This window comes from uncultured Alteromonas sp. (assembly GCF_963976965.1).
In the GTDB taxonomy this organism is placed as follows: domain Bacteria; phylum Pseudomonadota; class Gammaproteobacteria; order Enterobacterales; family Alteromonadaceae; genus Alteromonas; species Alteromonas naphthalenivorans.
Window position 1 is genome coordinate 62,036 of record NZ_CAXBMP010000006.1, and the last position, 22,414, is coordinate 84,449.

Genomic DNA, 22,414 nt, shown 5'->3' on the forward strand with positions numbered 1-22,414 from the left:
AGGCTTCAAGCGAATACAAATTAAAGGTAACACAACTCTTGCGACAAGAAAGCCCTATTTTGAAAAAAATAGGCGAATTGGCGAAGGTATGCACACTTTTTAATCAATTATTGCAAATTTAAGGCTGCAAGCCTTTAAAATTAGGACATGCAGCCAACCATTTTAGCTTTTAGTTGCAACCTCAAAAGACTCTACTGGCTCTTGAAGTGCAATATCAAGCACATCATCAATCCACTTTACAGGGTGAATTGATAAATCTTTTTTCACGTTTTCTGGAATTTCTTCCAGATCACGTTCATTTTCTGCTGGAATAACCACCGTTTTAATTCCACCACGGTGGGCGGCTAGTAGCTTTTCTTTCAAACCACCAATGGCCAACACTTCACCACGCAGTGTTATTTCACCGGTCATGGCCACATCGCATTTAACGGGGTTACCTGTTAACGATGACACCAAAGCTGTACACATTGCGATACCCGCACTTGGGCCATCTTTAGGTGTAGCACCTTCAGGCACATGCACGTGAATATCGCGTTTTTCATAAAAATCTTCGTTAATACGAAGCTTTTCAGCGCGACTACGCACAACCGTCATTGCAGCTTTGATAGATTCCTGCATAACATCACCAAGCGAACCGGTTGATGTCATCTTGCCTTTACCCGGCACTGAGGTGGTTTCGATAGTCAGTAAATCACCGCCTACCTGTGTCCACGCCAACCCGGTAACTTGGCCAATTTGATTGTCTTTGTCTGCCTTACCGTAATCGAAGCGTTGTACACCTAAGTAATCTTTAAGATTATCTTGAGTCACTGACACTTTATCTTTGCTCTTAGTCAGCAAGATATCTTTAACGGCTTTACGACATACCTTAGAAATTTCACGTTCTAAGCTACGAACGCCTGCTTCACGGGTGTAGTAACGAATCATGCCGATAATGGCAGATTCGGTAATCTCAAGCTCTTTAGACTTAAGCCCGTTACGTTCCATCTGCTTACTGATTAAGTGACGTGTTGCGATGTTTAGCTTCTCGTCTTCGGTATAACCAGAAAGACGAATAACTTCCATACGGTCAAGTAATGGGCCTGGAATATTCATGCTATTCGAGGTCGCCACAAACATCACATCAGATAAATCGTAGTCCACTTCTAAATAGTGGTCACTGAAACTATTGTTCTGTTCTGGGTCAAGCACTTCAAGTAACGCAGAAGCTGGGTCGCCACGCATATCAGACGACATTTTATCAATCTCATCTAATAGGAAAAGTGGGTTTTTAACTCCAACTTTTGCCATTTTCTGCACTAATTTTCCAGGTAATGAGCCTATGTAAGTACGTCTATGTCCACGAATTTCAGCTTCATCACGCACGCCGCCTAATGCCATACGTACATACTTGCGCCCTGTCGCTTTCGCAACAGATTGACCAAGAGAGGTTTTACCCACACCAGGAGGCCCTACAAGACACAAGATGGGTCCTTTCAGCTTTTTAACACGCTGTTGTACCGCGAGGTATTCTAGAATGCGTTCTTTGACTTTCTCTAACCCGTAATGATCTTCATTTAAAACCACTTCAGCGCGAGATAAATCTTTCTTCACTGGTGAACGCTTATTCCACGGTACGTTGGTTAGCCACTCAATGTAACTGCGCAATACAGTAGCTTCTGCCGACATGGGCGACATCATCTTAAGCTTTTGCAACTCAGACTTAGCTTTATCCAACGCTTCTTGCGGCATTTTGGCGTCTTCGATTTTCTTCGCTAACGCTTCAAATTCATCTGGTGCATCATCAAGTTCACCGAGTTCCTTTTGAATGGCTTTCATTTGCTCATTCAAATAGTACTCACGCTGACTTTTTTCCATTTGCTTTTTAACACGGGTGCGAATTTTCTTCTCGACCTGTAGCAAATCGATTTCACCTTCCATCAAGGCCATTAAATACTCAAGGCGTTCATTCACCCCTTTCATTTCTAGCACTTTTTGTTTTTCGGTGAGTTTAAGCGGCATGTGTGCAGCCATGGTATCTGCTAAGCGTGCAGCATCTTCAATACCATTTAGCGACGTAAGTACCTCAGGCGGTATTTTTTTGTTTAGCTTAACGTAACCTTCAAACTGCGATACCGCAGAGCGAATAAGCACTTCTTGCTCGCTCTCATCAATAGCACCGTCTTCAATTTTATTTACGTTAGCTACAAAGAATGGCTCTGATTGCTCATAACCTTCAACTTCACCACGCACACTCCCTTCGACTAACACTTTCACCGTGCCGTCAGGAAGTTTCAAAAGTTGAAGAATGGTGGCAATAGTACCAACGGTATAAATGTCATCGGCATCGGGTTCATCCACACCGGCGTCTTTCTGGGCCACTAAGAAAATCTGTTTCTCGTTTTCCATTGCCGCTTCAAGACAACGGATCGATTTTTCTCGCCCGACAAATAAGGGTATGACCATATGCGGATAAACAACCACGTCCCTTAAGGCAAGCACAGGAATTTCAATGCGATTTTCTCGCTCAACTGTCATACGTGTTCTCTATTAGTTAGCATTGTCGATTGATATGGGGATGCTAGCGCAAAGTTCAAATAAAACATTCTTAATGTACGTAAATTCGCTGCTTTCCCTGCTTTTCTTTACCATTATCGATTTTAGACCGTATGGCAATAGTTTGTTGCCGAATCTATCAGAAAGGATAGGTTAAACGGGTTTGTTTGCTTAAATAACCAACAAGTTGTTTTTTGAAAGACGAAAAAAAGCTGATTTTGGCTATACGCGAAAGCGTAATATTTGAGTATTATTTTTATGGCTTTGAAGTAAATGATCTTGAATGTTAAGGTTCAGGGTGAAAGTAAGCTTGAGATTAACAAAGCCTAACGCAGAAAATAGTGATGTGCTGTTAGAAAACAAAAAAGGCCCCGAAGGACCTTTTTTAGAAAGTAAAACAACCTACTCAGAAGCTGCTTTTTTATCTGTATTGTCGTAAATTAAAATAGGTTTTGATTCGCCTCGAATGACGGTTTCATCAATAACTACTTTGCTTACGTCTACCGCAGACGGTAATTCGTACATGGTATCTAGCAAAACTGCTTCAACAATTGAACGAAGACCACGGGCACCAGTTTTACGATCCATCGCCTTTTTAGCGATAGCATGCAGTGCGTCGTCACGGAACTCAAGTTCCACATCTTCCATATCAAATAATGCTGAATACTGCTTCGTAATCGCATTCTTAGGCTCTTTAAGAATTTGAATTAAGGCTTCTTCATTCAATTCTTCAAGGCTAGTGACCACAGGTAAACGACCGATAAATTCAGGAATTAACCCATATTTAACTAAGTCTTGTGGTTCTACTTGCTTAAACAACTCGCTAATTTGCGCGGTGTTTTCAGATTTAGACTTAACAGCCGCACCGAATCCAATACCCGTACCTTTCTGCGCACGTTGTTCAATAACCTTATCAAGGCCTGCGAACGCGCCACCACAGATAAACAGAATCTTAGAGGTATCTACCTGCAAAAATTCTTGCTGTGGATGCTTACGGCCACCTTGTGGAGGAACCGAAGCAACAGTACCTTCAATAAGCTTAAGCAATGCTTGCTGTACACCTTCACCCGATACATCACGAGTAATAGATGGGTTATCTGACTTACGCGAAATTTTATCAATTTCATCAATGTAAACAATGCCGCGCTGAGCTTTTTCAACGTCGTAATCACACTTTTGCAGAAGCTTTTGAATGATATTTTCAACATCTTCACCTACATAACCGGCTTCGGTTAATGTAGTTGCATCTGCCATTGTGAAAGGAACGTCAAGCAAACGTGCAAGCGTTTCCGCCAGTAATGTTTTACCACTACCCGTTGGGCCGATAAGTAGGATATTACTCTTACCAAGCTCCACACCATCGTGCACATCACCATTACGCAAACGTTTGTAGTGGTTATATACCGCTACAGACAATACTTTTTTGGCGTGCTCTTGACCGATAACGTAGTCATCTAAGTGTGCATGGATTTCATTTGGCTTTGGTAAAGCATCCTGCTTCTGCTTAGGCGCGATTTCCTTGATTTCTTCGCGAATGATATCGTTACATAACTCAACACACTCGTCGCAAATAAATACCGACGGGCCTGCTATTAACTTTCTTACTTCGTGTTGGCTTTTGCCACAAAACGAGCAGTACAGTAACTTGTTATCACCGTCACCGCTTTGTTTATCACTCATTACTATTGCCTCTGCCTTGCCTGAACCGAAAACCAAATCGTGCCAAGCACTAGTTCAGGTCTACTATCTATAACTATACTACTTAGTTGCAGCCGCGTCAGATCGATTTGTCATAACTTGGTCGATAAGACCATACTCTTTAGCTTCAGTTGCACTAAGGAAGTTGTCACGATCAGTATCGTGTGCAACTTTCTCGTAATCTTGTCCAGTGTGTTGCGCCATCAAGCGGTTCAACTTCTCTTTAATAGACAGGATTTCTTTCGCATGAATTTCAAAATCTGATGCTTGACCTTGGAAACCACCTAAAGGTTGGTGAATCATCACGCGAGAATTCGGTAAACAGTAACGCTTACCTTTAGCACCACCAGATAGCAAGAACGCACCCATGCTGGCCGCTTGACCCACACATACTGTGCTTACGTCTGGCTTGATGAAATTCATGGTGTCGTAAATTGCCATACCCGCAGTTACAGAACCGCCAGGTGAATTGATATAAAGGAAAATGTCTTTTTCTGGATTTTCAGCTTCCAAAAATAGCATTTGAGCCACAATCAGGTTGGCCATGTGGTCTTCTACCTGCCCTACTAAGAAAATAACATTTTCTTTTAGTAGACGAGAATAGATGTCGTACGAACGTTCACCTTTGGAAGTCTGTTCAACTACCATAGGGACAAGTGCATTCATTGGATCAAATGGGGTATTAGTCATAGCTACCTTGATTATCTAGCGTTAAAAACAAAAATGCTCGGAAGGCTCCGAGCATTTAAGCAGTTGCTGACAGGTGAAGTCAATCAGACAGTAAAAAATTACGCCTGTTTGTTCATAACCTCGTCAAAAGCTTTAGTTACTTCGGTAACTTTAGCTTGCTCAAGTACCCACTCAACCGCCTGCTCTTCTAATGCAACATTTTGCATTTGCTGCATAAGCTCTTGGTTGTTGTTGTAATATTCTACAACTTCTTGAGGGTCTTCATACGCAGAAGCAGCAGTTTCGATCATCTCGTTTACTTTTGCTTCGTCAGCTTTAAGTTCGTTTTGCTTAATTACTTCACCTAATAATAGGCCAATTGAAACACGACGCTTGGCATTATCAGTAAATAATTCAGCTGGCAACTCTGGAAGGTTTTGACCACCGCCCTGTTGGCTGAAACGCTGTTTAGCTTGTTCACGTAAAGCGTTAACTTCTTGGTCGATAAGTGCTTGAGGAATATCAAGCTCGTTAGCGTCAACCAATTTAGCAATAACGTCTTCTTTAACCTGAGTTTTAAGTGTTTGATCTAGCTCGCGTTGCATGTTCTTACGAACTTCAGCTTTAAGCGCGTCAACACCACCTTCCTGAACACCGAATAAGGTAGCAAACTCTTCGTCAACTTTAGGAAGTGACTGGCCTTCTACTTTTTTCACTGTTACTTGGAATACCGCGTCTTTACCTTTAAGGTTTTCTGCATGGTAATCTTCAGGGAAAGCAACTTCTACTGTTACTTCTTCGCCCGCTTTCGCGCCTACAAGTGGCTTTTCGAAACCTGGGATCATGCGATCTTGACCTAGTTCAAGTTCGAAATCTTCAGCTTTTCCGCCTTCAAATTCTTCACCGTCGATAGAACCAACGAAATCGATAACAACTTTATCGTCTTTCTTCGCTTTACGTTTAACTTCTTTCCAAGAAGCGTGTTGCTTCTGTAGCGTTACCATCATGTTATCAAGATCTTCGTCAGTAATTTCTACTACTGGCTTTTCGATTTCAATATCGTTGATGCCTTTAACTTCTACTTCTGGATATACTTCAAAAGAAGCAACAAATTCCAAATCCTGACCATCTTCATCTTTAGTCAGTTCGAAATTTGGCATACCAGCTGGTTGAATTTTTTCTTGAACGATAGCCTGGTAGAAGTTTTGCTGCATTACATCACCAGCAATTTCTTGACGCACTGCTTGGCCGAAACGCTTTTTGATTACGCTTACTGGTACCTTGCCTGGGCGGAAACCGTTAATACGTTGCGTTTTCGCCAACTGCTGTAGGCGAGATTTAACAGCTGAATCAATAGCGTCAGCTGGAACGGTGATAGTAAGACGGCGTTCTAAACCCTGGGTCGTCTCGACTGAAACTTGCATTATATTACCTCAACTTTACGCCTATTTAAGCGCTTTGTTCTCAATCCCCTCTCCCGTCATGTCTATGTGACATATCACACCGGGGTAGAGGTCGTTTCCGACGTTTGCACTAACAAAACACCACACAATACTGTGTTAATCGCGTATTTGTTACAAACATACGAGTTAAAAAAAGACGCCGTAGTATACAGTCGCAGAGAACGAGAGTCGAGAGGGAAACACAAGTTTGTAACACGCTTTTGAATGATAAGTGTGCAAACGGATAAAAATAAGGAATTTAATAAGGAAAATATAACGAGGATAGAGTAAATGGTCGGTGAGATAGGATTTGAACCTACGACCCCTTGTACCCAAAACAAGTGCGCTACCAAGCTGCGCCACTCACCGACAATACTACTTAGAAAGCACTTACAACAGCGCTTAAAACAGCTTTTGTGAAAAAAGCCTAAAACATGGTGCGGAAGGAGAGACTTGAACTCTCACGCCGTGAAGCACTGGAACCTAAATCCAGCGTGTCTACCAATTCCACCACTCCCGCGAAAAAGTGGGGTGGACGATGGGGCTCGAACCCACGACAACCGGAATCACAATCCGGGGCTCTACCAACTGAGCTACGCCCACCACTGAGGTGCTTGCAATAAATAAACATGTTGAATTGATAGTACATGTTTATCTTTAAAGATTCGACCAATCCGAATCAGGTCCTACCTGACTCGCATGGCGCGTCCGGCAGGATTCGAACCTGCGACCCACGGCTTAGAAGGCCGTTGCTCTATCCAGCTGAGCTACGGACGCTCGGCGAATCTTCGCTTGCAAAAAATGGTCGGTGAGATAGGATTTGAACCTACGACCCCTTGTACCCAAAACAAGTGCGCTACCAAGCTGCGCCACTCACCGACTGCGTAACGATACGTTTGAAGCAATTTGCGTCTGTGCCGTTACGGGGTGCGAATATTACTGACAAGACCCCACCTCGTCAAACACTTTTTTAAATAAAATATTCAACCGCTCATAAAGCACGCATAAATGTGCTTTTTTGAGCACTTTGGGCATTTTTCAAACTAACCAAAACTTAAAAACCAATAATTTAATGCAAACTTTAAGGTAGGCGGCGTATTCGTTCATCGTAAACAACTTCACTATTTATCGAAATTTACTTTTTATAAGCGCAAATCTTTAAAAGTTTTCTCGATTTACAGTAATTGTATGTTTCTACTGGTCGCCACATGCAGTTTTATGAAACAATAATTAGCACTTAATGACCACACATTATAATCACTTCTATGACAGCTCATTTAATTGACGGCAAATTAATTGCCAAACAAGTACGCCAGCATGTTGCTTCTTATGTAGATTCACTTATAGACGCAAAGAAACGTCAACCTGGTTTGGCCGTGGTATTAGTCGGTAGCGATGCCGCCTCTCAAGTTTATGTTTCTAATAAACGTAAAGCATGTGATGAAGTGGGATTTGTATCTCGTTCTTTTGATTTACCCGCTGACACTACAGAAAACGAACTGTTAGCGCTTGTCGATCAACTAAATGACGATAAAGAAATAGATGGGATTTTAGTGCAGCTGCCCCTACCTGCCGGTTTAAATGCAGAAAAAGTATTAGAGCGCATTCACCCACATAAAGATGTTGATGGGTTTCACCCTTATAATATAGGTAGATTGGCACAACGTATCCCCGCACTTCGCCCATGTACTCCAAAAGGCATCATGACCATGATCGAGGCCACTAAGCGCCCCGTTAAAGGTTTAGATGCGGTCATTGTGGGTGCTTCTAATATTGTGGGTCGCCCTATGAGCTTAGAACTATTGCTTGCAGGTTGTACGGTCACTACTTGTCATAAATTTACACAAGATTTAAAAGCCCATGTAAGTCGTGCAGACCTTCTTGTGGTCGCGGTAGGCAAGCCAAACTTTATTCCTGGTGACTGGATTAAGCCCGGCGCTATCGTTATCGATGTAGGCATCAACCGTGTGAGTGACGGTTCATTAGTTGGCGACGTAGATTTTGAGCCTGCTAAACAACGTGCGGGGTGGATTACCCCGGTTCCTGGTGGTGTGGGCCCTATGACAGTCGCTAGCTTGATTGAAAACACCCTAGAAGCTTACGTCAAATACCATTCTTAAGTTGAATTTGTGAACGATACACAGTTTATAGAAGCCACTATGCGTTGGGTTGATGACATTGTCATCAACCACAACTTCTGCCCCTTTGCAGGTTTTGTACGTCAACCGGGCCAAATTCGCTGCGTTGTGGTTAAAGGAGATGCAGGCGATGTTATTGCCTCGCTTTTCGATGAGTGTAAACGCTTAGACGAACAAGACGATATTGCTACTACCCTTATCATCGCACCTTCATCACCTACAGCTTCCTTCGATGACTACCTGGATGTATTGGCGATATGTGACCGTATGCTATCTGATTGGGGGTACACTGGCGTGTATCAACTTGCCAGCTTTCATCCTGACTATCAATTCGATGGCGAAGCTAAAGACAGCGTAGCGAATTATACCAACCGCTCTCCCTACCCTCTACTTCATTTAATTCGCGAGCGAGATATTGCCCGCTATATGAAAAACGAAGATGATGCAGAGAAAATTTACACTCACAATATTGCCAAAGCCAATGAATTAGGCTGCCCTTATTTTGAAAAAGTATTGAAGGAAATGCGAAGCGCTAAAAATAAAAACGGCCTGTAAATGTACAGGCCAAAGGGTTTAATTGGGTCCAGGGATGCCAAATACGGCAGCCCCAAATGTCCGTAATTGGTTCAAGGTTTTAAACTTGAATTCGTACTCTACGTAAACTATGTGAGAATTTTATGACAGTGCGCTATGCAAATAGGATTTTAAGGTAATGCCCCCTAGTCAGTTTCCCCTTTCCGCTATCGGGCATATACAAACGCCGTTTAAACAAAAGTTTGCTATTCCCCGACAGCCCAATTTAGCCAAGGCGAAAGGGCAAGTAGTATTAGCGCCTGACTTTGATGATCCACGTGTGTTTAAAGGTTTAGAAGTATTTAGTCATGTATGGCTACTCTTTCTCTTCCATGAGAATTTAGATAAAGGCTGGAAACCCTCGGTGAAAGCGCCTCGTTTGGGCGGAAATGCAACGCTTGGGGTGTTTGCTTCAAGAAGTACGCATCGCCCAAATGGTATAGGCATGTCGGCAGTGAAAAATGTAGGTTCTGAGGTTGTAGATGGAAAGCTTACCTTGCACGTCGAAGGAGTAGATTTGTTAGATGGCACCCCAATTATCGATATTAAGCCTTATTTACCCTACGCCGATGCGCTCTCCCATGCATCGGATAGCATGGCAGAACTGAATCATGCAGCTCCCATACCCAACTTAGAGGTAATAATTAATCCACTCGTGCAAAACATGTTACACGAAGCCGCATCGCAGCACCCGGACCTACCCACACTACTAACAGCCGTGCTGGCTCAAGACCCCCGCCCCGCTTATCGTCATAAACTATTAAGTGATGAAAAGACCTACCATACCGCACTGTATAATTATGACTTTGCCTTTACAGTAAAAAATAGTGTGGTCGAAGTCATTGGGATTAACACGCTTTAGTCGCACGTGGTTGTAGCACTATTGCTCACAGTTAATTAGAATACGCTCAATTGTATTTTTCATAGTTATAGGAAGACCGCTTCGAATGCGCACTAGTCAATATTTACTTGCCACGCAGAAAGAAACTCCGGCCGATGCTGAGGTTATCAGTCACCAGTTAATGTTACGTGCTGGTATGATAAGAAAACTGGCTTCAGGCCTTTATACGTGGTTGCCAACCGGGCTTCGCGTATTGAATAAAGTGGCAAACATCGTTCGTGAAGAAATGAACAAAGCAGGCGGTGTAGAAGTGTTAATGCCAGTAGTCCAACCTGCTGATTTGTGGGAAGAGTCTGGCCGTTGGGAAGAATATGGCCCAGAGTTACTGCGCATTAAAGACCGCCACCAGCGAGACTTTGTGCTAGGTCCTACACATGAAGAAGTGATCACATCGTTAGTTAGAAACGAAATCAGTAGTTACAAACAACTACCAATCAATCTTTATCAAATTCAAACTAAATTCCGTGATGAAGTGCGTCCTCGTTTTGGCATTATGCGTGGACGTGAGTTCACCATGAAAGATGCTTACAGCTTCCACTTAGACGATACGTGTTTAGATAAGACTTACCAAACAATGTATGAAGCCTATGGAAATATTTTTAATCGCATGGGCTTAGACTACCGTGCGGTTATTGCAGATTCAGGTTCAATTGGTGGAAACCATTCCCATGAATTCCACGTGCTTGCCGAGTCTGGTGAAGATGCCATTGCCTTTGCAAGTGACAGCGACTACGCCGCAAACGTTGAAATGGCGGCTACGGCAATGCCAGAAAAACAACAAGCTTCAGGCGCAGCAGCTGAAGTCGTAAGTGGTAAAGCTTCAGATAGCGCACTTAGCATTTATGTTGTTAAAGGCGAAACGGAAGAAGAGAGCACAACTGAACAGTGGGTTGTATTAGTATTGCGCGCAGAACACGCGCTTAACGATGTTAAAGCGGAAAAAGTCACTGGCGTAGCTAGTCCGCTCGTTATAGCAAGTGAAGAAAAAGCCACTGAAATCTTAGGCGCTCATCCTGCTTTCGTTAACCCTAATGATGTTACGTTGCCAATGCATGTCGATTTTAGTGCCGCAGCACTTGCTGATTTTGTTTGTGGTGCAGGCGAAAATGGCCAAATCACGAAAAATGCAAATTGGACTGTGGACTTACAAACGGCAGATTTACGTAACATTGTGGCTGGTGATGCTTCACCAGACGGCAATGGTACTATTGAAATAAAGCGCGGCATTGAAGTGGGCCATATTTTCCAACTAGGTAGCAAATACTCAGAAGCGATGAATTGTGGTGTACTAAGCGAAACGGGTAAACATCAAACGCTTACCATGGGATGTTACGGAATTGGTGTTTCACGTATTGTTGCGGCGGCTATTGAACAAAACCATGATAAATACGGCATAATGTGGCCTGATCCAATCGCGCCTTTTAAGATTGCATTAATTCCAATGAATATGCATAAATCTCACCGCATCAAAGAAGCTGCTGAGGCACTATACGAACAACTGATTGCGTTAGGTATCGACGTGTTATTTGACGATCGTAAAGAACGCCCAGGTGTTATGTTCAATGACATGGAATTAATTGGTATACCTCATAGCATTGTTATCGGTGAGAGAAACCTCGACAATCAACAAATTGAATACAAAAACCGCCGTACAGGTGAAAAGCAATTATTAGATTTAGATTCGGCTAAAGACTTTGTTGTTAGTCTCTAACATTGTCTATTATTGAAAGATAAATATTAGTAATTTTGCATTTGACCTTGTATACAGCTATGCAGTAGCGGTTAGCTACAAGAATAAAAAACGGTGAACATATGCGGTTAACATTTTACGGCGTGAGAGGCTCTGTTCCTACTCCTGGAGAAGCCTATGCTCGCTATGGTGGCAATACCGCATGCGTTCACATTGAATTAGCCGATGGCACCGATATTGTGCTTGATTCGGGAACGGGTATCAGGCTGTTGGGGAACAAACTTCGCAGCAAAGATACCCCTATTCACTTGTTGCTCAGCCACAATCACTGGGATCACATACAAGGTTTTCCATTCTTCAGCCCTATCTTTCAAAAAGACCGAGATATCTATATTTACCCAGGGCAAACGACCTTGCCCGAACACGATCAGATTTTACAGCAAATGGAAGGCTCAACGTTTCCTGTCCCTGTCAGTGCGTTACAGTCAAAACTCCATCTAACCATTATTCCGCCAGAGCAAGATATTTGGGAAATTGGTACTGCTACCATTCGCCGAATCCCTATTAATCACCCTGGTAAAGGTAGCGCCTATAGTATTGAAGAAAAAGGCATAAAAATCGCCTACATTACTGACAACGAACTCTACCCGCCGTATAAAAAAGAAACCGACTTTTTAACGTTTGTCGATTTTGCTAGAAACGCAGACGTTATTATTCATGATGCACAATATATGATGTCAGATATGCCTGCTAAAACGGGATGGGGTCATTCGGTAGCTGAAGAAGCCGTAAAGCTTGCCATGGCGAGCAATTCAAAAAAATTAGCGCTATACAGCCATGATCCAGATCGCACAGATAAGGATATTGATAAGGTGGTTGAACACTGCATGGACTACATCACCATTGCAGAGTCGAACCTAGAAATATTTGCATCAGCGGAAGGCCAGTCACTGGATTTCACTAATTAAAATAAATTAGCAAAAAAAAACAACAACGACTTACCTAACGGAGAACACCACCAGTGTCAGTGTTTAAGCCATTTTTAATATTGGCTGCAGTCAGTCTGTGCAGCATAAATACTCTTGCTCAAGAAAATGCGCAAGATGAACAAGAGAGTGATATTGAAGTTATTGATATCATTAAACGAGATACCACTTCTGAAAGCGCGCTTGATAACCGCTTAGAAGCTGACAAGGAAGCAATTGATAACGTTTTTGCTATTACTCAGCATAGACAGAACTATTTACTTCCTATGACTTACATTACCAATCCAAACTCAAACGGTAATGAAGAGCTCACAGAAGAGAATGTCGATAAAAAAGAAGCCAAATTTCAGGTTAGTGTGAAACTGCCTCTTTATCTGGAAGATACTGGATTTGATGGCGTTTATCTTGGTTTCACCCTCACCTCATTTTGGCAATTATATAACAGTGAAGTGTCTAAACCCTTTAGGGAAACCAATTATGAACCAGAGATATTTTGGCAAGAAACAGCCGATTACTCGGTTTTAGGCTATAAATTTAATACCTTTCAATTAGGGTTCAACCACATGTCTAACGGACAAAGTGGCCTTAGCTCTAGAAGTTGGAACCGTATTTTCGCCTCTGTTGTGTTTAGTGACCAAGACGATATTTATTACTTAAAAACTTGGTATCGTATTCCTGAAGATGAAAAAGAAGACCCACTTGATCCTACAGGTGATGACAACCCAGATATCGAAAACTATTATGGTCGTGTGGAATTTGGTTATGGGCGCAAGCTTGGCAATTTTAAAGTAATGGCATTGCTTCGAAATAACCTTAACTTAGGAAATAACCGGGGTAGTATCCAGCTTGATTTAACCTATCCGCTCACCGACCGTTATGAATTATTGTTTCAATATTTTAATGGCTACGGTGACTCGCTTATTGATTACAACCGCTCTCAAGAACGAGTAGGACTAGGCTTTCAGCTACTTTTCCTATAAGCATTTATTTAATGAGAGGCCTTACTTGATAGGCCTCTTGTTTAAATGACGCCAGCCGCTTTGTACAATTGAAGATGAACTTCTACTAACGCATCTATGTCACGCTGATACCCGCCACCAATAACCGCCGCAATGGGTATGCCCATACGTTCAGCGAACGCAAAAACCATATCGTCTCGGGCGCTAACGCCTTCAGTCGTGATGTTTAATAAGCCCAAGTCATCATTGATATGAATATCTACACCAGCGTCATAGATAATGGCATCTGCTTGAAATTGCATAGCAACCATGGCGAGCGTTTCTTGCACCGCATTTAAGTATTCGTCATCTTCACAGCCCTTCGCCATGCCTATATCGATGTTTGAATGCTGCTTTCGATAAGGAAAGTTTTTCTCACCATGAACTGACACGGTGAAAATACTATCATCGTATTGAGTAAGCTTAGCGGTACCGTCCCCCTGATGGACATCAAAGTCGATAATTAATACATTGTCTATACCGCTAAATTTTTGCATGGCTTTCGCCGCAAGAAATAAATCGTTAAATAAGCAGAAACCTGATCCAAAATCTGAAAAAGCATGATGGTAGCCTCCGGTTAAATTTAACGCCTTTCCCTGTTTTATCGCCAATTCAGCAGTTAAACATGTGCCAGCCACTGCCGTAAGCGTGCGTTCGATGAGTTGATCAGACCAAGGAAAGCCAATACGACGCATAGCTTTTGTATCTAACGTGCCGCTTGTTAACTGCTGAACATAGTCTTTGTCGAAGTGACACTCTAATTCCGTTATCGCTAACGGTGAAGGTGTGTGAAATACACTGTCAGCAACACCGTGAGACGATAACGCGTTTCGAATGCCTTGGTATTTATCAATGGGGAAACGATGGCGTTCAGGTAAGCTAAGTTGGCTATAAATAGGATGGAATACCAATGGGATCATAACGTCTCAGTCACTACCTTATTTTATTTGCGGCGAAAACCCCAGTGAGTTTATGAAAACGGAGCACGCACTTAAACTGACTCCGTTTTATTATACGCAATATCATGCATTAGCGGGTTAAACTGTTCACCACTTTTTCCACATTGTCTGACATGCTTTTCATCGACTGTGCCATGTCATCACGTTGTGCCAATTTATGATAGCGGTCAGATGATGCCACCACGTTCGCAATAATACTTTCCACCTGCGACAACACTGTCTCTTGCTCGTCTGCGGCGTGATTAAGTGCTACCACCACACTGGCCGTTTCCTTAATATCTTCAACCACATTATTTAAGGTTTGTAATGCGGTGCCTGCTTCAGCCGCATTGCTGTCTGAAAGCTGTTTACCTTCTTCCATGGCTAGTACGGCTCCATGGGCTTCTGCTTCAAAGCTGCTGAGAATATCGTTTATTTCTTTCGTTGACTGTTGTGTTTTCGCTGCCAACGCCCGTACTTCATCAGCCACCACGGCAAAACCTCTACCGTGCTCCCCTGCCCTAGCGGCTTCAATTGCCGCATTCAAAGCTAATAAATTGGTTTGATCGGCAATTTCATTGATAACATTAACCACTTTAAGAATATTCTTACTACGGCTTTGTAGGTCGCTTACAATGTCACTCGACTCTGTTACCGTTTTTGCTAGTTGTTTAAACCCAGCATTCGCCCGCTCAAAAGTTGAATAACAACTTGCTACGTTATCCTGTGAATTTTTGGTGGCCACAGCCACTTGGTCGGTAATGGCGACCAAGTTCTGCACTATCCCTTTTAATTTATCTGTGGTGGCATCTAAAGAGAGTGAAGCATCGCGCTGCTCTACCGCACCATCCATTATTGACTGCCCCACATCGCCAAGGGCAACAAAAGCACGCTCCATTTCTAATTCGGTTTGATGCAACTGGGTAACCGAGGCTTTTAACTTGCTTTGTAATGCTCTGGCAGAGTCAGCCAAAATGCCAAGCTCATGCCCACTTGCATACGTCAGCGAGTAATCGTACTGACTGGTAGCTAGATTAGAAATGCATGCAGCCACTTCACGGGTAGGGTTAATTACCTGCGTACGAAGACGACTAATTACATAAGTAACAGATAGCAGTGACAGCGCGATAGCAGCAAGCAAAATCAGCCATAACATTCTTCGCGTACCGTTTTTCAAATCAGTAATGGCTAGCTCAGATTGATGTGCTATTTCATCTGCAATACTTTCAAGTAGTTTCGCAGGTTCACGGTCAATACCACGAACGTAGCTATCCCCTACTTTCGGGTCTAAACCCGATGCTATGAAGGCCGCATAGCCTTCTCGATACTTTTCAGCCATGTAGGCGTGCGCTGTTTGGAATTTTCGAATATCCGATTTGGCTTTCTCACTCACTACAGGGTTCGCCAACATTTGACTAAATTGCAGCTTTATCTCAGCTTCCCGCTTTTGAAAGCGAGACCAGTACTTTTCGCGGTCGTCGTCGTTGTGCCCTCGCAGCAGTGTATTTTTCCACTCCTGAACTTGGGTTTTAAAGGTATTTAAGGTTGCGTTAACGTCTCGTTCTGCCTGAACAAGTGTATGCTCGAGTGATTCGAAACTGCTCAACAGCGAAAAAGATTTATAAATAGATGCGGCGTTTAAAAAAACCAATAAACATAAGCTCGCAAGCACAGGGGTAATGACCAATCGACTGATACTGGTATAATTGAACACAGCGGTTAACCTTTAGTCTAATGAAAATTCGAAAATCGTGAAACGCCGCCATTAAATGATATGTTAATGACAAAAACATTACAGGTAACGTATCACTCTGCATACCTTTAAATACGCATTAATACGAAAGAATTATAGTCAAAAAAAAAGGCCTTTCGGCCTTTTTTTATTCCCACTCAATCGTAGCTGGGGGTTTACCCGATATGTCGTAAACGACGCGGGAAATACCATCAATTTCATTAATAATACGATTCGACACTTTACCTAAGAAGTCGTAAGGCAAGTGCGCCCAGTGAGCAGTCATAAAGTCGATTGTTTCTACCGCGCGAAGTGATACAACCCAATCGTATTTGCGGGCATCGCCCATTACGCCCACAGAGCGTACAGGCAAGAATACGGTAAAAGCTTGGCTCACTTTCTGATATAAATCGGCGTTATATAATTCTTCAATGAAAATAGCGTCTGCGCGACGTAGTAAATCGCAATACTCTTTTTTCACTTCACCAAGCACACGTACACCTAGACCAGGCCCTGGGAATGGGTGGCGATAAAGCATGTCGTACGGTAAACCGAGTTCAAGACCGATTTTACGTACTTCATCTTTAAACAATTCTCGTAATGGCTCAACCAAACCTAGCGCCATATCTTCTGGCAAGCCACCAACATTGTGGTGAGACTTAATCACATGGGCTTTACCTGTTGCTGAACCGGCTGATTCAATAACATCAGGGTAGATAGTGCCCTGCGCTAGCCATTTCGCATTGGCCAGTTTTCCAGCTTCTTCGTCGAATACACGAACGAATTCATTACCAATCGCTTTACGCTTGAGCTCTGGATCTTCAATATCTTTCAAACGCCCCAAGAAGCGCTCTTCAGCGTCAACACGGATAATATTAAGACCGAAGTGGTCGCCAAACATTTCCATCACTTGGTCAGCTTCGTTTAAGCGAAGCAAACCATTGTCTACAAACACACAGGTAAGGTTTTCACCAATAGCACGATGAAGCAGCATGGCAGTAACCGATGAATCGACACCACCCGATAGACCGAGAATAACGCGATCATCGCCTACCTTCTTCTGGATACGCGTAATGGCATCTTCGATAATGGCATCGGCAGTCCATAACTTTTCGCACTTACACACATCCATGACGAAGTGGCTTAGCAAACGCATACCTTGCTTAGTGTGGGTAACTTCAGGGTGAAATTGAACACCGTAAAACTGCTTTTCTTCGTTATACATAGCAGCGTGTGGGCAAGAGGCTGTTTGCGCAATAGTTTCGAACCCAGCAGGTACAGCGGCAACTTTATCGCCGTGACTCATCCATACATCAAGTAACGCATTGCCATTCTCGCCAATGCTATCTTCAATATGACTAAGTAAAGACGTTGGTTTAATAATCTCTACTTGCGCATAACCAAACTCTCGCTTGTCTGAGCCTAAAACACCACCACCCAGTTGCGCTGCCATGGTTTGCATACCGTAACAAATACCAAAAACAGGCACGCCAGCTTCGAATACGTATTCAGGAGCGCGAGGCGAATTCTCTTCTGTTACTGACTCAGGGCCGCCCGATAAAATAATCCCTTGTGGATTAAATTCTCGAATTTGCTCTTCGGTCACGTCCCAAGCCCAAAGCTCACAATAAACGCCTATTTCACGTACACGACGTGCGATAAGCTGCGTGTACTGTGAACCAAAATCTAAAATAAGAATGCGTTGGTCGTGGATATTTGTGGTCATGTTTTTACCCGTTTTATAATAGAACGAAGGCGGCAATAAGGCGGGAAGCTACCCGCCTCTCAATGCGCTGTATATATAAATATAACTTGTCGTGAATCTAGCCTAGACGGTAGTTTGGCGCTTCTTTAGTAATGCTAACATCATGAACGTGTGACTCGCCCATACCTGCAGAGGTAACACGAACAAACTGCGCTTTTGTACGAAGCTCGTCAATACTGCCACAACCGGTAAGGCCCATGGCTGAGCGTAGCCCGCCCATTTGCTGATGGATGATATTCGCAATAGGCCCTTTATAGGCTACGCGGCCTTCAATACCTTCAGGCACAAGCTTTTCTGCATTATTTGATTCTTGAAAGTAACGATCAGATGAACCGTGATTTTGGTTCATTGCACCTAGTGAACCCATACCGCGATACGATTTAAAGTAACGACCTTGATAAAGCTCAACTTCACCTGGCGCTTCTTCTGTTCCCGCTAACATGCTACCTACCATTACGCAGCTTGCGCCAGCAGCAAGCGCTTTCGCGATATCACCAGAGAATCGAATACCGCCATCGGCAATAACCGGAATATCAGTACCTGCAAGTGCATCAACAGCGTCCGATACCGCAGTAATTTGTGGTACACCACAACCGGTCACTATACGAGTAGTACAAATTGAACCTGGGCCTATACCAACTTTAACTGCATCAACGCCGGCATCGGCCAGTGCTTTTGCTCCATCACCGGTTGCAACGTTACCCGCAATAATTTGTACATCAGGATAGTCAGTACGTACTTTCTTAACGCGATCAATAACACCTTGTGAATGACCATGAGAGGTATCGATAAGTAAAACATCTACACCGGCTTCAACTAAAAGCTGAATACGCTCATCAGTACCTGGCCCAACGCTAACTGCTGCACCAACACGTAACCGACCCAATGAATCTTTACAGGCATTCGGTTTGTTTTCTGCTTTTTGGAAATCTTTAACGGTAATAAGACCAGTAAGCTTGAACGCATCATCAACCACAAGAATTTTTTCAATGCGGTGTTCATGCATAAGATCGAGTACTTGGTCTGAACTTGCACCTTCTTTAACAGTAACAAGGTCGTCTTTACCCGTCATAACATTACTGATTGGTAGTTCTAGGCGCTTTTCGAAACGTAAATCTCGACCAGTCACGATACCAATTAAATTATTTTGATGATCGGTTACCGGAAAACCAGAGTAACCTAGACGCTTAGAAAGGGTAATAACTTCGCCGATAGTGGCGTCTTTAGCAACCGTAACGGGGTCTGAAACCACGCCACTTTCGTACTTTTTCACTTCACGAACATGTTTTGCCTGCTGCGCAGGTTCCATGTTTTTGTGAATGAAACCGATGCCGCCCTCTTGAGCAAGTGCAATCGCTAGGCGTGCTTCAGAGACGGTGTCCATCGCTGCAGATACCATAGGGATATTTAACGTGACACCACGAGTTAGACGAGTTTGAAGTTTGGCAGTATGTGGAAGAACTGTCGAGTGGCCGGGAACCAGCAACACATCGTCGAACGTCAGGGCTTCTTGGATGATTCGTAGCATGCAACAACACCTATTCAGTTGAGGGTTAATTGCGGCGCAATTGTAGTGTTTTTTAGATTTCAGGTAAACTCTATTTTATTAAACCAGACGATTTTTTCTTATGTTTACATCTTCACCCTCTACATCGCGACAAATTTTAACAGTTACTAAGCTTAATCGGCTCGCTCGAACGGTGCTTGAAAGCGAGGTAGGACTCATATGGTTATCCGCTGAAATATCTAATTTTGTGAGTGCCGCTTCCGGTCATTGGTATTTCACGTTAAAAGATAACAAGGCACAAGTGCGTGCTGCCATGTTTAAAAATACGAATCGTGCTGTGAAACAGCGCCCGAAAGAAGGCGATAAGGTGCTCGTAAGGGCATCTGTAGGTATTTACGAAGCACGTGGCGACTACCAACTTATCATAGAGCATATGGAGAGCGATGGCGAAGGTGCCTTGCAGCAAGCCTATGAAGCGTTAAAAGCAAAACTCAACGCTGAAGGCTTATTTAGTGTTGACCGCAAGCGCCCCATGCCTGAGGTTATTAATCGAATTGGTGTTATTACCTCATCAACAGGCGCGGCACTGCATGACATACTGAGTGTATTGAAACGCCGTAGTCCACAAACTGAAGTCATTGTTTACCCTTCTATGGTGCAAGGTGAAACCGCGCCTAATCAACTCATTAACGCCCTTCGCACTGCGAATCAACGAAATGAAGTAGATGCACTCTTGCTAACCCGTGGTGGTGGCTCGTTAGAAGACTTATGGTGTTTTAACAATGAGAACCTTGCTAGAGAAATTGCCGAGTCGCAATTACCGTTAATCAGCGCCGTTGGGCATGAAGTTGATTTTACTATTGCTGATTTTGTTGCCGATGTACGCGCCCCGACCCCTTCGGCGGCTGCTGAAATATTAAGCCAAGATACGAACGCGCTCAGCGAGAGCTTAGTTCAATATAAGCAGCGCTTAACCCGTGCCATGCTGCAAAAACTTAGTCATTTAGCTCAGCAACATAAACTTCAGCACCAACGTTTGCAGTCAGTGCATCCGCAAAGCAAAATACAAAATCAGTGGCAAGCCCTCGACAGACTACAATTGCGCTTAAGCCATGCTATTAACAATAAACTCGCTATCGAAAATAAACGGTTTGAGTCTGTCGATAATCGCTTAGCGCGACAAAACCCCACAGAGCGTGTGAATCAAGCTAAAGCGCGCATGATACAAACCCATAAAGCGCTATGTAACAACATGAAGCAGTTAGTAAATAGTAAACAACAAGCTTTTGCTGCAAAAGTGGGTTTATTGCAGTCGGTTAGTCCGCTTTCTACATTGTCGCGAGGCTACAGTATTACGATGTCAAACGGAGAGGCAGTTACCTCTGTAGATACCGTTAAAGAAAACGATATACTTATGTCTCGAGTGACTGATGGAGAAATAACCAGTAAAATAGTGGAAATTCGTCGTCATCAATAAAGGTTGGCCTTTGTTTCCTATTTTTTCGCGTTCGGGCTGGTTGCTACTTGCGCTAGCCTCTTTATGCGCTCCGGCAGTTTATGGTCAACAACAAGCAGTATTATCTGAGTTACCGGTGTTGCCTGAACCCTCATCTTTATCGGCACCTGCGCCTGAAGTTCCTGCAATAGCAGTTTCTCTGGCGGTCTTTTCTACTTACCCCAGTGAAACCCTTTGGGATGCCTGTGGCGATACAGAGACTACTCAGGATTGTATTGAAGATACTATTACCCCAGAAGCATTTATCTCCGCACTGATAGCAAAGTCTTGGTTTACTGAGATTAAGCCTTTTGGTAATGACTCAGACTACGAACTACTTATTGCCAACGTGGCTAAGCAAGATGAAACTTCCACTATGAGTAGAGCGCTTAGTGAGGCGCTACGTGAAGAGCTAGATGAAGAACTAGACGAAGAACTAAACGAAGAACTAAACGAAGAGAAACACTTCACTGAATTAACACTGCAATGGCGAGGAATAGAGATTGATTCTTTGGTTATTAGCAGTCAGGTGAATAGCAATGAAACGGCAACAAAGAAAGCCATAGAACCGCTACTATCGTGGTATAAACATGCTACCGAAAACGGGCTGTTCACCCCAGAGTTTTTATATCATGCGTTAAACGCGAGCGATTACGGCAACCATCTAAGTGTGCCGGAGTCTTTGGGTGATTTCACCAGACTTGATACTCAGCTGTACCCCGACCCCTTCAAAGGCTCAATTACCAGGTATACCCACCCTTTCTTTGAAGATGCGTTAGTTGATGTAACGGTTTATCCCATATTGGCTAAACTCGACACGAATACGCCAAGTAATCAAAGGGAAACGGCCAGCACTGCTAATACTGAAAACTCAGCCCGCACCGACGCTTTTCTTCACCAACAATTAGACGAAGATTGGAACAAAGCTGACCACGTTGCCCACGCGCGTAATTTAACCTTGTCTCAAGCCCAGCCGATATCCCCTTTCAATGTAGTAGGTTTTGCCAATGGGTGGCGCTTAGCGCTTAAAGCTGAGTCAGCAGTAGACGATCCTATTTTCGCGACAACCTATGTATTTACGCGCAAAGATAAGATAGTGAAAGTGGCCACCACCTTCCCTAGTGACTTCTCTGACAACTTAGCCCACGAACTCATTGCACATATCACAGTGCCAGAAGAATCTATGCTTATGCAGCAAGTTCGCGCCATGCTCAAGTAAATAAACGCGTGAAGCACACCCCACATAAAACCAAAAAGGTCGGCGCTAATAATAGCGCCGACCTTTTTATATGTTTGGAATAATAACGTTTCAAACCTGCATATCGCCATTGCCCAAAACGCTTAGTT

At 43.4% G+C, this 22,414-nt stretch carries 16 protein-coding genes and 5 tRNA genes; 8 read left to right on the plus strand and 13 right to left on the minus strand.

The window, feature by feature from the left end:
• Positions 1-162: 162 nt before the first annotated feature.
• The 9 genes from lon to AAC006_RS06855 all read right to left on the minus strand — a co-directional run bounded on the left by lon (position 163) and on the right by AAC006_RS06855 (position 7,223).
• The gene (lon, locus tag AAC006_RS06815; RefSeq protein WP_013783306.1) at positions 163-2,517 is read right to left on the minus strand and encodes an endopeptidase La; all 2,355 of its coding nucleotides are present in this window, start codon (positions 2,515-2,517) and stop codon (positions 163-165) included.
• A gap of 420 nt (positions 2,518-2,937) precedes the next feature.
• Positions 2,938-4,215: an ATP-dependent protease ATP-binding subunit ClpX gene (clpX, locus tag AAC006_RS06820; RefSeq protein WP_057790625.1), complete on the minus strand. Its 1,278-nt coding sequence runs from the start codon at positions 4,213-4,215 to the stop codon at positions 2,938-2,940.
• 78 nt (positions 4,216-4,293) lie between these two features.
• A complete protein-coding gene (gene clpP, locus AAC006_RS06825; protein ID WP_013783304.1) occupies positions 4,294-4,923 on the minus strand; it encodes an ATP-dependent Clp endopeptidase proteolytic subunit ClpP in 630 nt (209 codons plus the stop codon).
• A 98-nt stretch (positions 4,924-5,021) separates the two neighbouring features.
• The gene (gene tig / locus AAC006_RS06830; protein WP_013783303.1) at positions 5,022-6,326 is read right to left on the minus strand and encodes a trigger factor; all 1,305 of its coding nucleotides are present in this window, start codon (positions 6,324-6,326) and stop codon (positions 5,022-5,024) included.
• 310 nt (positions 6,327-6,636) lie between these two features.
• Positions 6,637-6,713: transfer RNA gene (locus tag AAC006_RS06835), tRNA-Pro, on the minus strand.
• A gap of 66 nt (positions 6,714-6,779) precedes the next feature.
• A tRNA-Leu gene (locus AAC006_RS06840) sits at positions 6,780-6,864 on the minus strand.
• Between the two features lie 7 nt (positions 6,865-6,871).
• Positions 6,872-6,947: transfer RNA gene (locus AAC006_RS06845), tRNA-His, on the minus strand.
• A gap of 97 nt (positions 6,948-7,044) precedes the next feature.
• A tRNA-Arg gene (locus AAC006_RS06850) sits at positions 7,045-7,121 on the minus strand.
• Between the two features lie 25 nt (positions 7,122-7,146).
• Positions 7,147-7,223, minus strand: a tRNA-Pro gene (locus AAC006_RS06855).
• Between the two features lie 386 nt (positions 7,224-7,609).
• Here AAC006_RS06855 and folD point away from each other — a divergent pair.
• The 6 genes from folD to AAC006_RS06885 all read left to right on the plus strand — a co-directional run bounded on the left by folD (position 7,610) and on the right by AAC006_RS06885 (position 13,612).
• The gene (gene folD / locus AAC006_RS06860) at positions 7,610-8,464 is read left to right on the plus strand and encodes a bifunctional methylenetetrahydrofolate dehydrogenase/methenyltetrahydrofolate cyclohydrolase FolD (RefSeq protein WP_013783302.1); all 855 of its coding nucleotides are present in this window, start codon (positions 7,610-7,612) and stop codon (positions 8,462-8,464) included.
• Between the two features lie 9 nt (positions 8,465-8,473).
• The gene (locus AAC006_RS06865) at positions 8,474-9,037 is read left to right on the plus strand and encodes a DUF1415 domain-containing protein (protein ID WP_172602890.1); all 564 of its coding nucleotides are present in this window, start codon (positions 8,474-8,476) and stop codon (positions 9,035-9,037) included.
• A 157-nt stretch (positions 9,038-9,194) separates the two neighbouring features.
• The gene (gene tsaA, locus AAC006_RS06870; protein ID WP_339890964.1) at positions 9,195-9,917 is read left to right on the plus strand and encodes a tRNA (N6-threonylcarbamoyladenosine(37)-N6)-methyltransferase TrmO; all 723 of its coding nucleotides are present in this window, start codon (positions 9,195-9,197) and stop codon (positions 9,915-9,917) included.
• An 85-nt stretch (positions 9,918-10,002) separates the two neighbouring features.
• On the plus strand, positions 10,003-11,667 hold the full coding sequence (locus AAC006_RS06875; RefSeq protein ID WP_129739487.1) for a proline--tRNA ligase: 1,665 nt from the start codon (positions 10,003-10,005) through the stop codon (positions 11,665-11,667).
• Between the two features lie 101 nt (positions 11,668-11,768).
• Entirely contained in the window at positions 11,769-12,614 is an 846-nt protein-coding gene (locus tag AAC006_RS06880) for an MBL fold metallo-hydrolase (RefSeq protein ID WP_256771518.1), read from the plus strand.
• 53 nt (positions 12,615-12,667) lie between these two features.
• Positions 12,668-13,612 (plus strand): phospholipase A, encoded by a 945-nt coding sequence (locus AAC006_RS06885; protein ID WP_339890967.1) that lies wholly within the window; start codon positions 12,668-12,670, stop codon positions 13,610-13,612.
• Between the two features lie 41 nt (positions 13,613-13,653).
• Here the strand turns inward: AAC006_RS06885 and AAC006_RS06890 are convergent, their stop codons facing one another.
• The 4 genes from AAC006_RS06890 to guaB all read right to left on the minus strand — a co-directional run bounded on the left by AAC006_RS06890 (position 13,654) and on the right by guaB (position 19,593).
• Positions 13,654-14,550 (minus strand): histone deacetylase, encoded by an 897-nt coding sequence (locus AAC006_RS06890; RefSeq protein WP_339890968.1) that lies wholly within the window; start codon positions 14,548-14,550, stop codon positions 13,654-13,656.
• A gap of 109 nt (positions 14,551-14,659) precedes the next feature.
• Positions 14,660-16,282: a methyl-accepting chemotaxis protein gene (locus tag AAC006_RS06895; protein WP_339890969.1), complete on the minus strand. Its 1,623-nt coding sequence runs from the start codon at positions 16,280-16,282 to the stop codon at positions 14,660-14,662.
• Positions 16,283-16,448: 166 nt separating this feature from the next.
• Positions 16,449-18,026, minus strand: coding sequence for a glutamine-hydrolyzing GMP synthase (guaA, locus tag AAC006_RS06900; RefSeq protein WP_339890971.1), 1,578 nt, complete (start codon positions 18,024-18,026; stop codon positions 16,449-16,451).
• 97 nt (positions 18,027-18,123) lie between these two features.
• Positions 18,124-19,593: an IMP dehydrogenase gene (gene guaB, locus AAC006_RS06905; protein WP_339349211.1), complete on the minus strand. Its 1,470-nt coding sequence runs from the start codon at positions 19,591-19,593 to the stop codon at positions 18,124-18,126.
• A gap of 100 nt (positions 19,594-19,693) precedes the next feature.
• Here guaB and xseA point away from each other — a divergent pair, with 100 nt between their 5' ends.
• A complete protein-coding gene (xseA, locus tag AAC006_RS06910; protein ID WP_339890973.1) occupies positions 19,694-21,049 on the plus strand; it encodes an exodeoxyribonuclease VII large subunit in 1,356 nt (451 codons plus the stop codon).
• A gap of 10 nt (positions 21,050-21,059) precedes the next feature.
• Positions 21,060-22,286 (plus strand): hypothetical protein, encoded by a 1,227-nt coding sequence (locus AAC006_RS06915; protein ID WP_339890974.1) that lies wholly within the window; start codon positions 21,060-21,062, stop codon positions 22,284-22,286.
• Positions 22,287-22,414: the final 128 nt, after the last annotated feature.

Excerpts from the sequence above, each read along its gene's own strand:
- lon (WP_013783306.1), bottom strand. The coding sequence starts at position 2,517 with ATGACAGTTGAGCGAGAAAATCGCATTGAAATTCCTGTGCTTGCCTTA.
- clpX (WP_057790625.1), bottom strand. The coding sequence starts at position 4,215 with ATGAGTGATAAACAAAGCGGTGACGGTGATAACAAGTTACTGTACTGC.
- clpP (WP_013783304.1), bottom strand. The coding sequence starts at position 4,923 with ATGACTAATACCCCATTTGATCCAATGAATGCACTTGTCCCTATGGTA.
- tig (WP_013783303.1), bottom strand. The coding sequence starts at position 6,326 with ATGCAAGTTTCAGTCGAGACGACCCAGGGTTTAGAACGCCGTCTTACT.
- folD (WP_013783302.1), top strand. The coding sequence starts at position 7,610 with ATGACAGCTCATTTAATTGACGGCAAATTAATTGCCAAACAAGTACGC.
- tsaA (WP_339890964.1), top strand. The coding sequence starts at position 9,195 with ATGCCCCCTAGTCAGTTTCCCCTTTCCGCTATCGGGCATATACAAACG.
- AAC006_RS06875 (WP_129739487.1), top strand. The coding sequence starts at position 10,003 with ATGCGCACTAGTCAATATTTACTTGCCACGCAGAAAGAAACTCCGGCC.
- AAC006_RS06880 (WP_256771518.1), top strand. The coding sequence starts at position 11,769 with ATGCGGTTAACATTTTACGGCGTGAGAGGCTCTGTTCCTACTCCTGGA.
- AAC006_RS06890 (WP_339890968.1), bottom strand. The coding sequence starts at position 14,550 with ATGATCCCATTGGTATTCCATCCTATTTATAGCCAACTTAGCTTACCT.
- guaA (WP_339890971.1), bottom strand. The coding sequence starts at position 18,026 with ATGACCACAAATATCCACGACCAACGCATTCTTATTTTAGATTTTGGT.
- guaB (WP_339349211.1), bottom strand. The coding sequence starts at position 19,593 with ATGCTACGAATCATCCAAGAAGCCCTGACGTTCGACGATGTGTTGCTG.
- xseA (WP_339890973.1), top strand. The coding sequence starts at position 19,694 with ATGTTTACATCTTCACCCTCTACATCGCGACAAATTTTAACAGTTACT.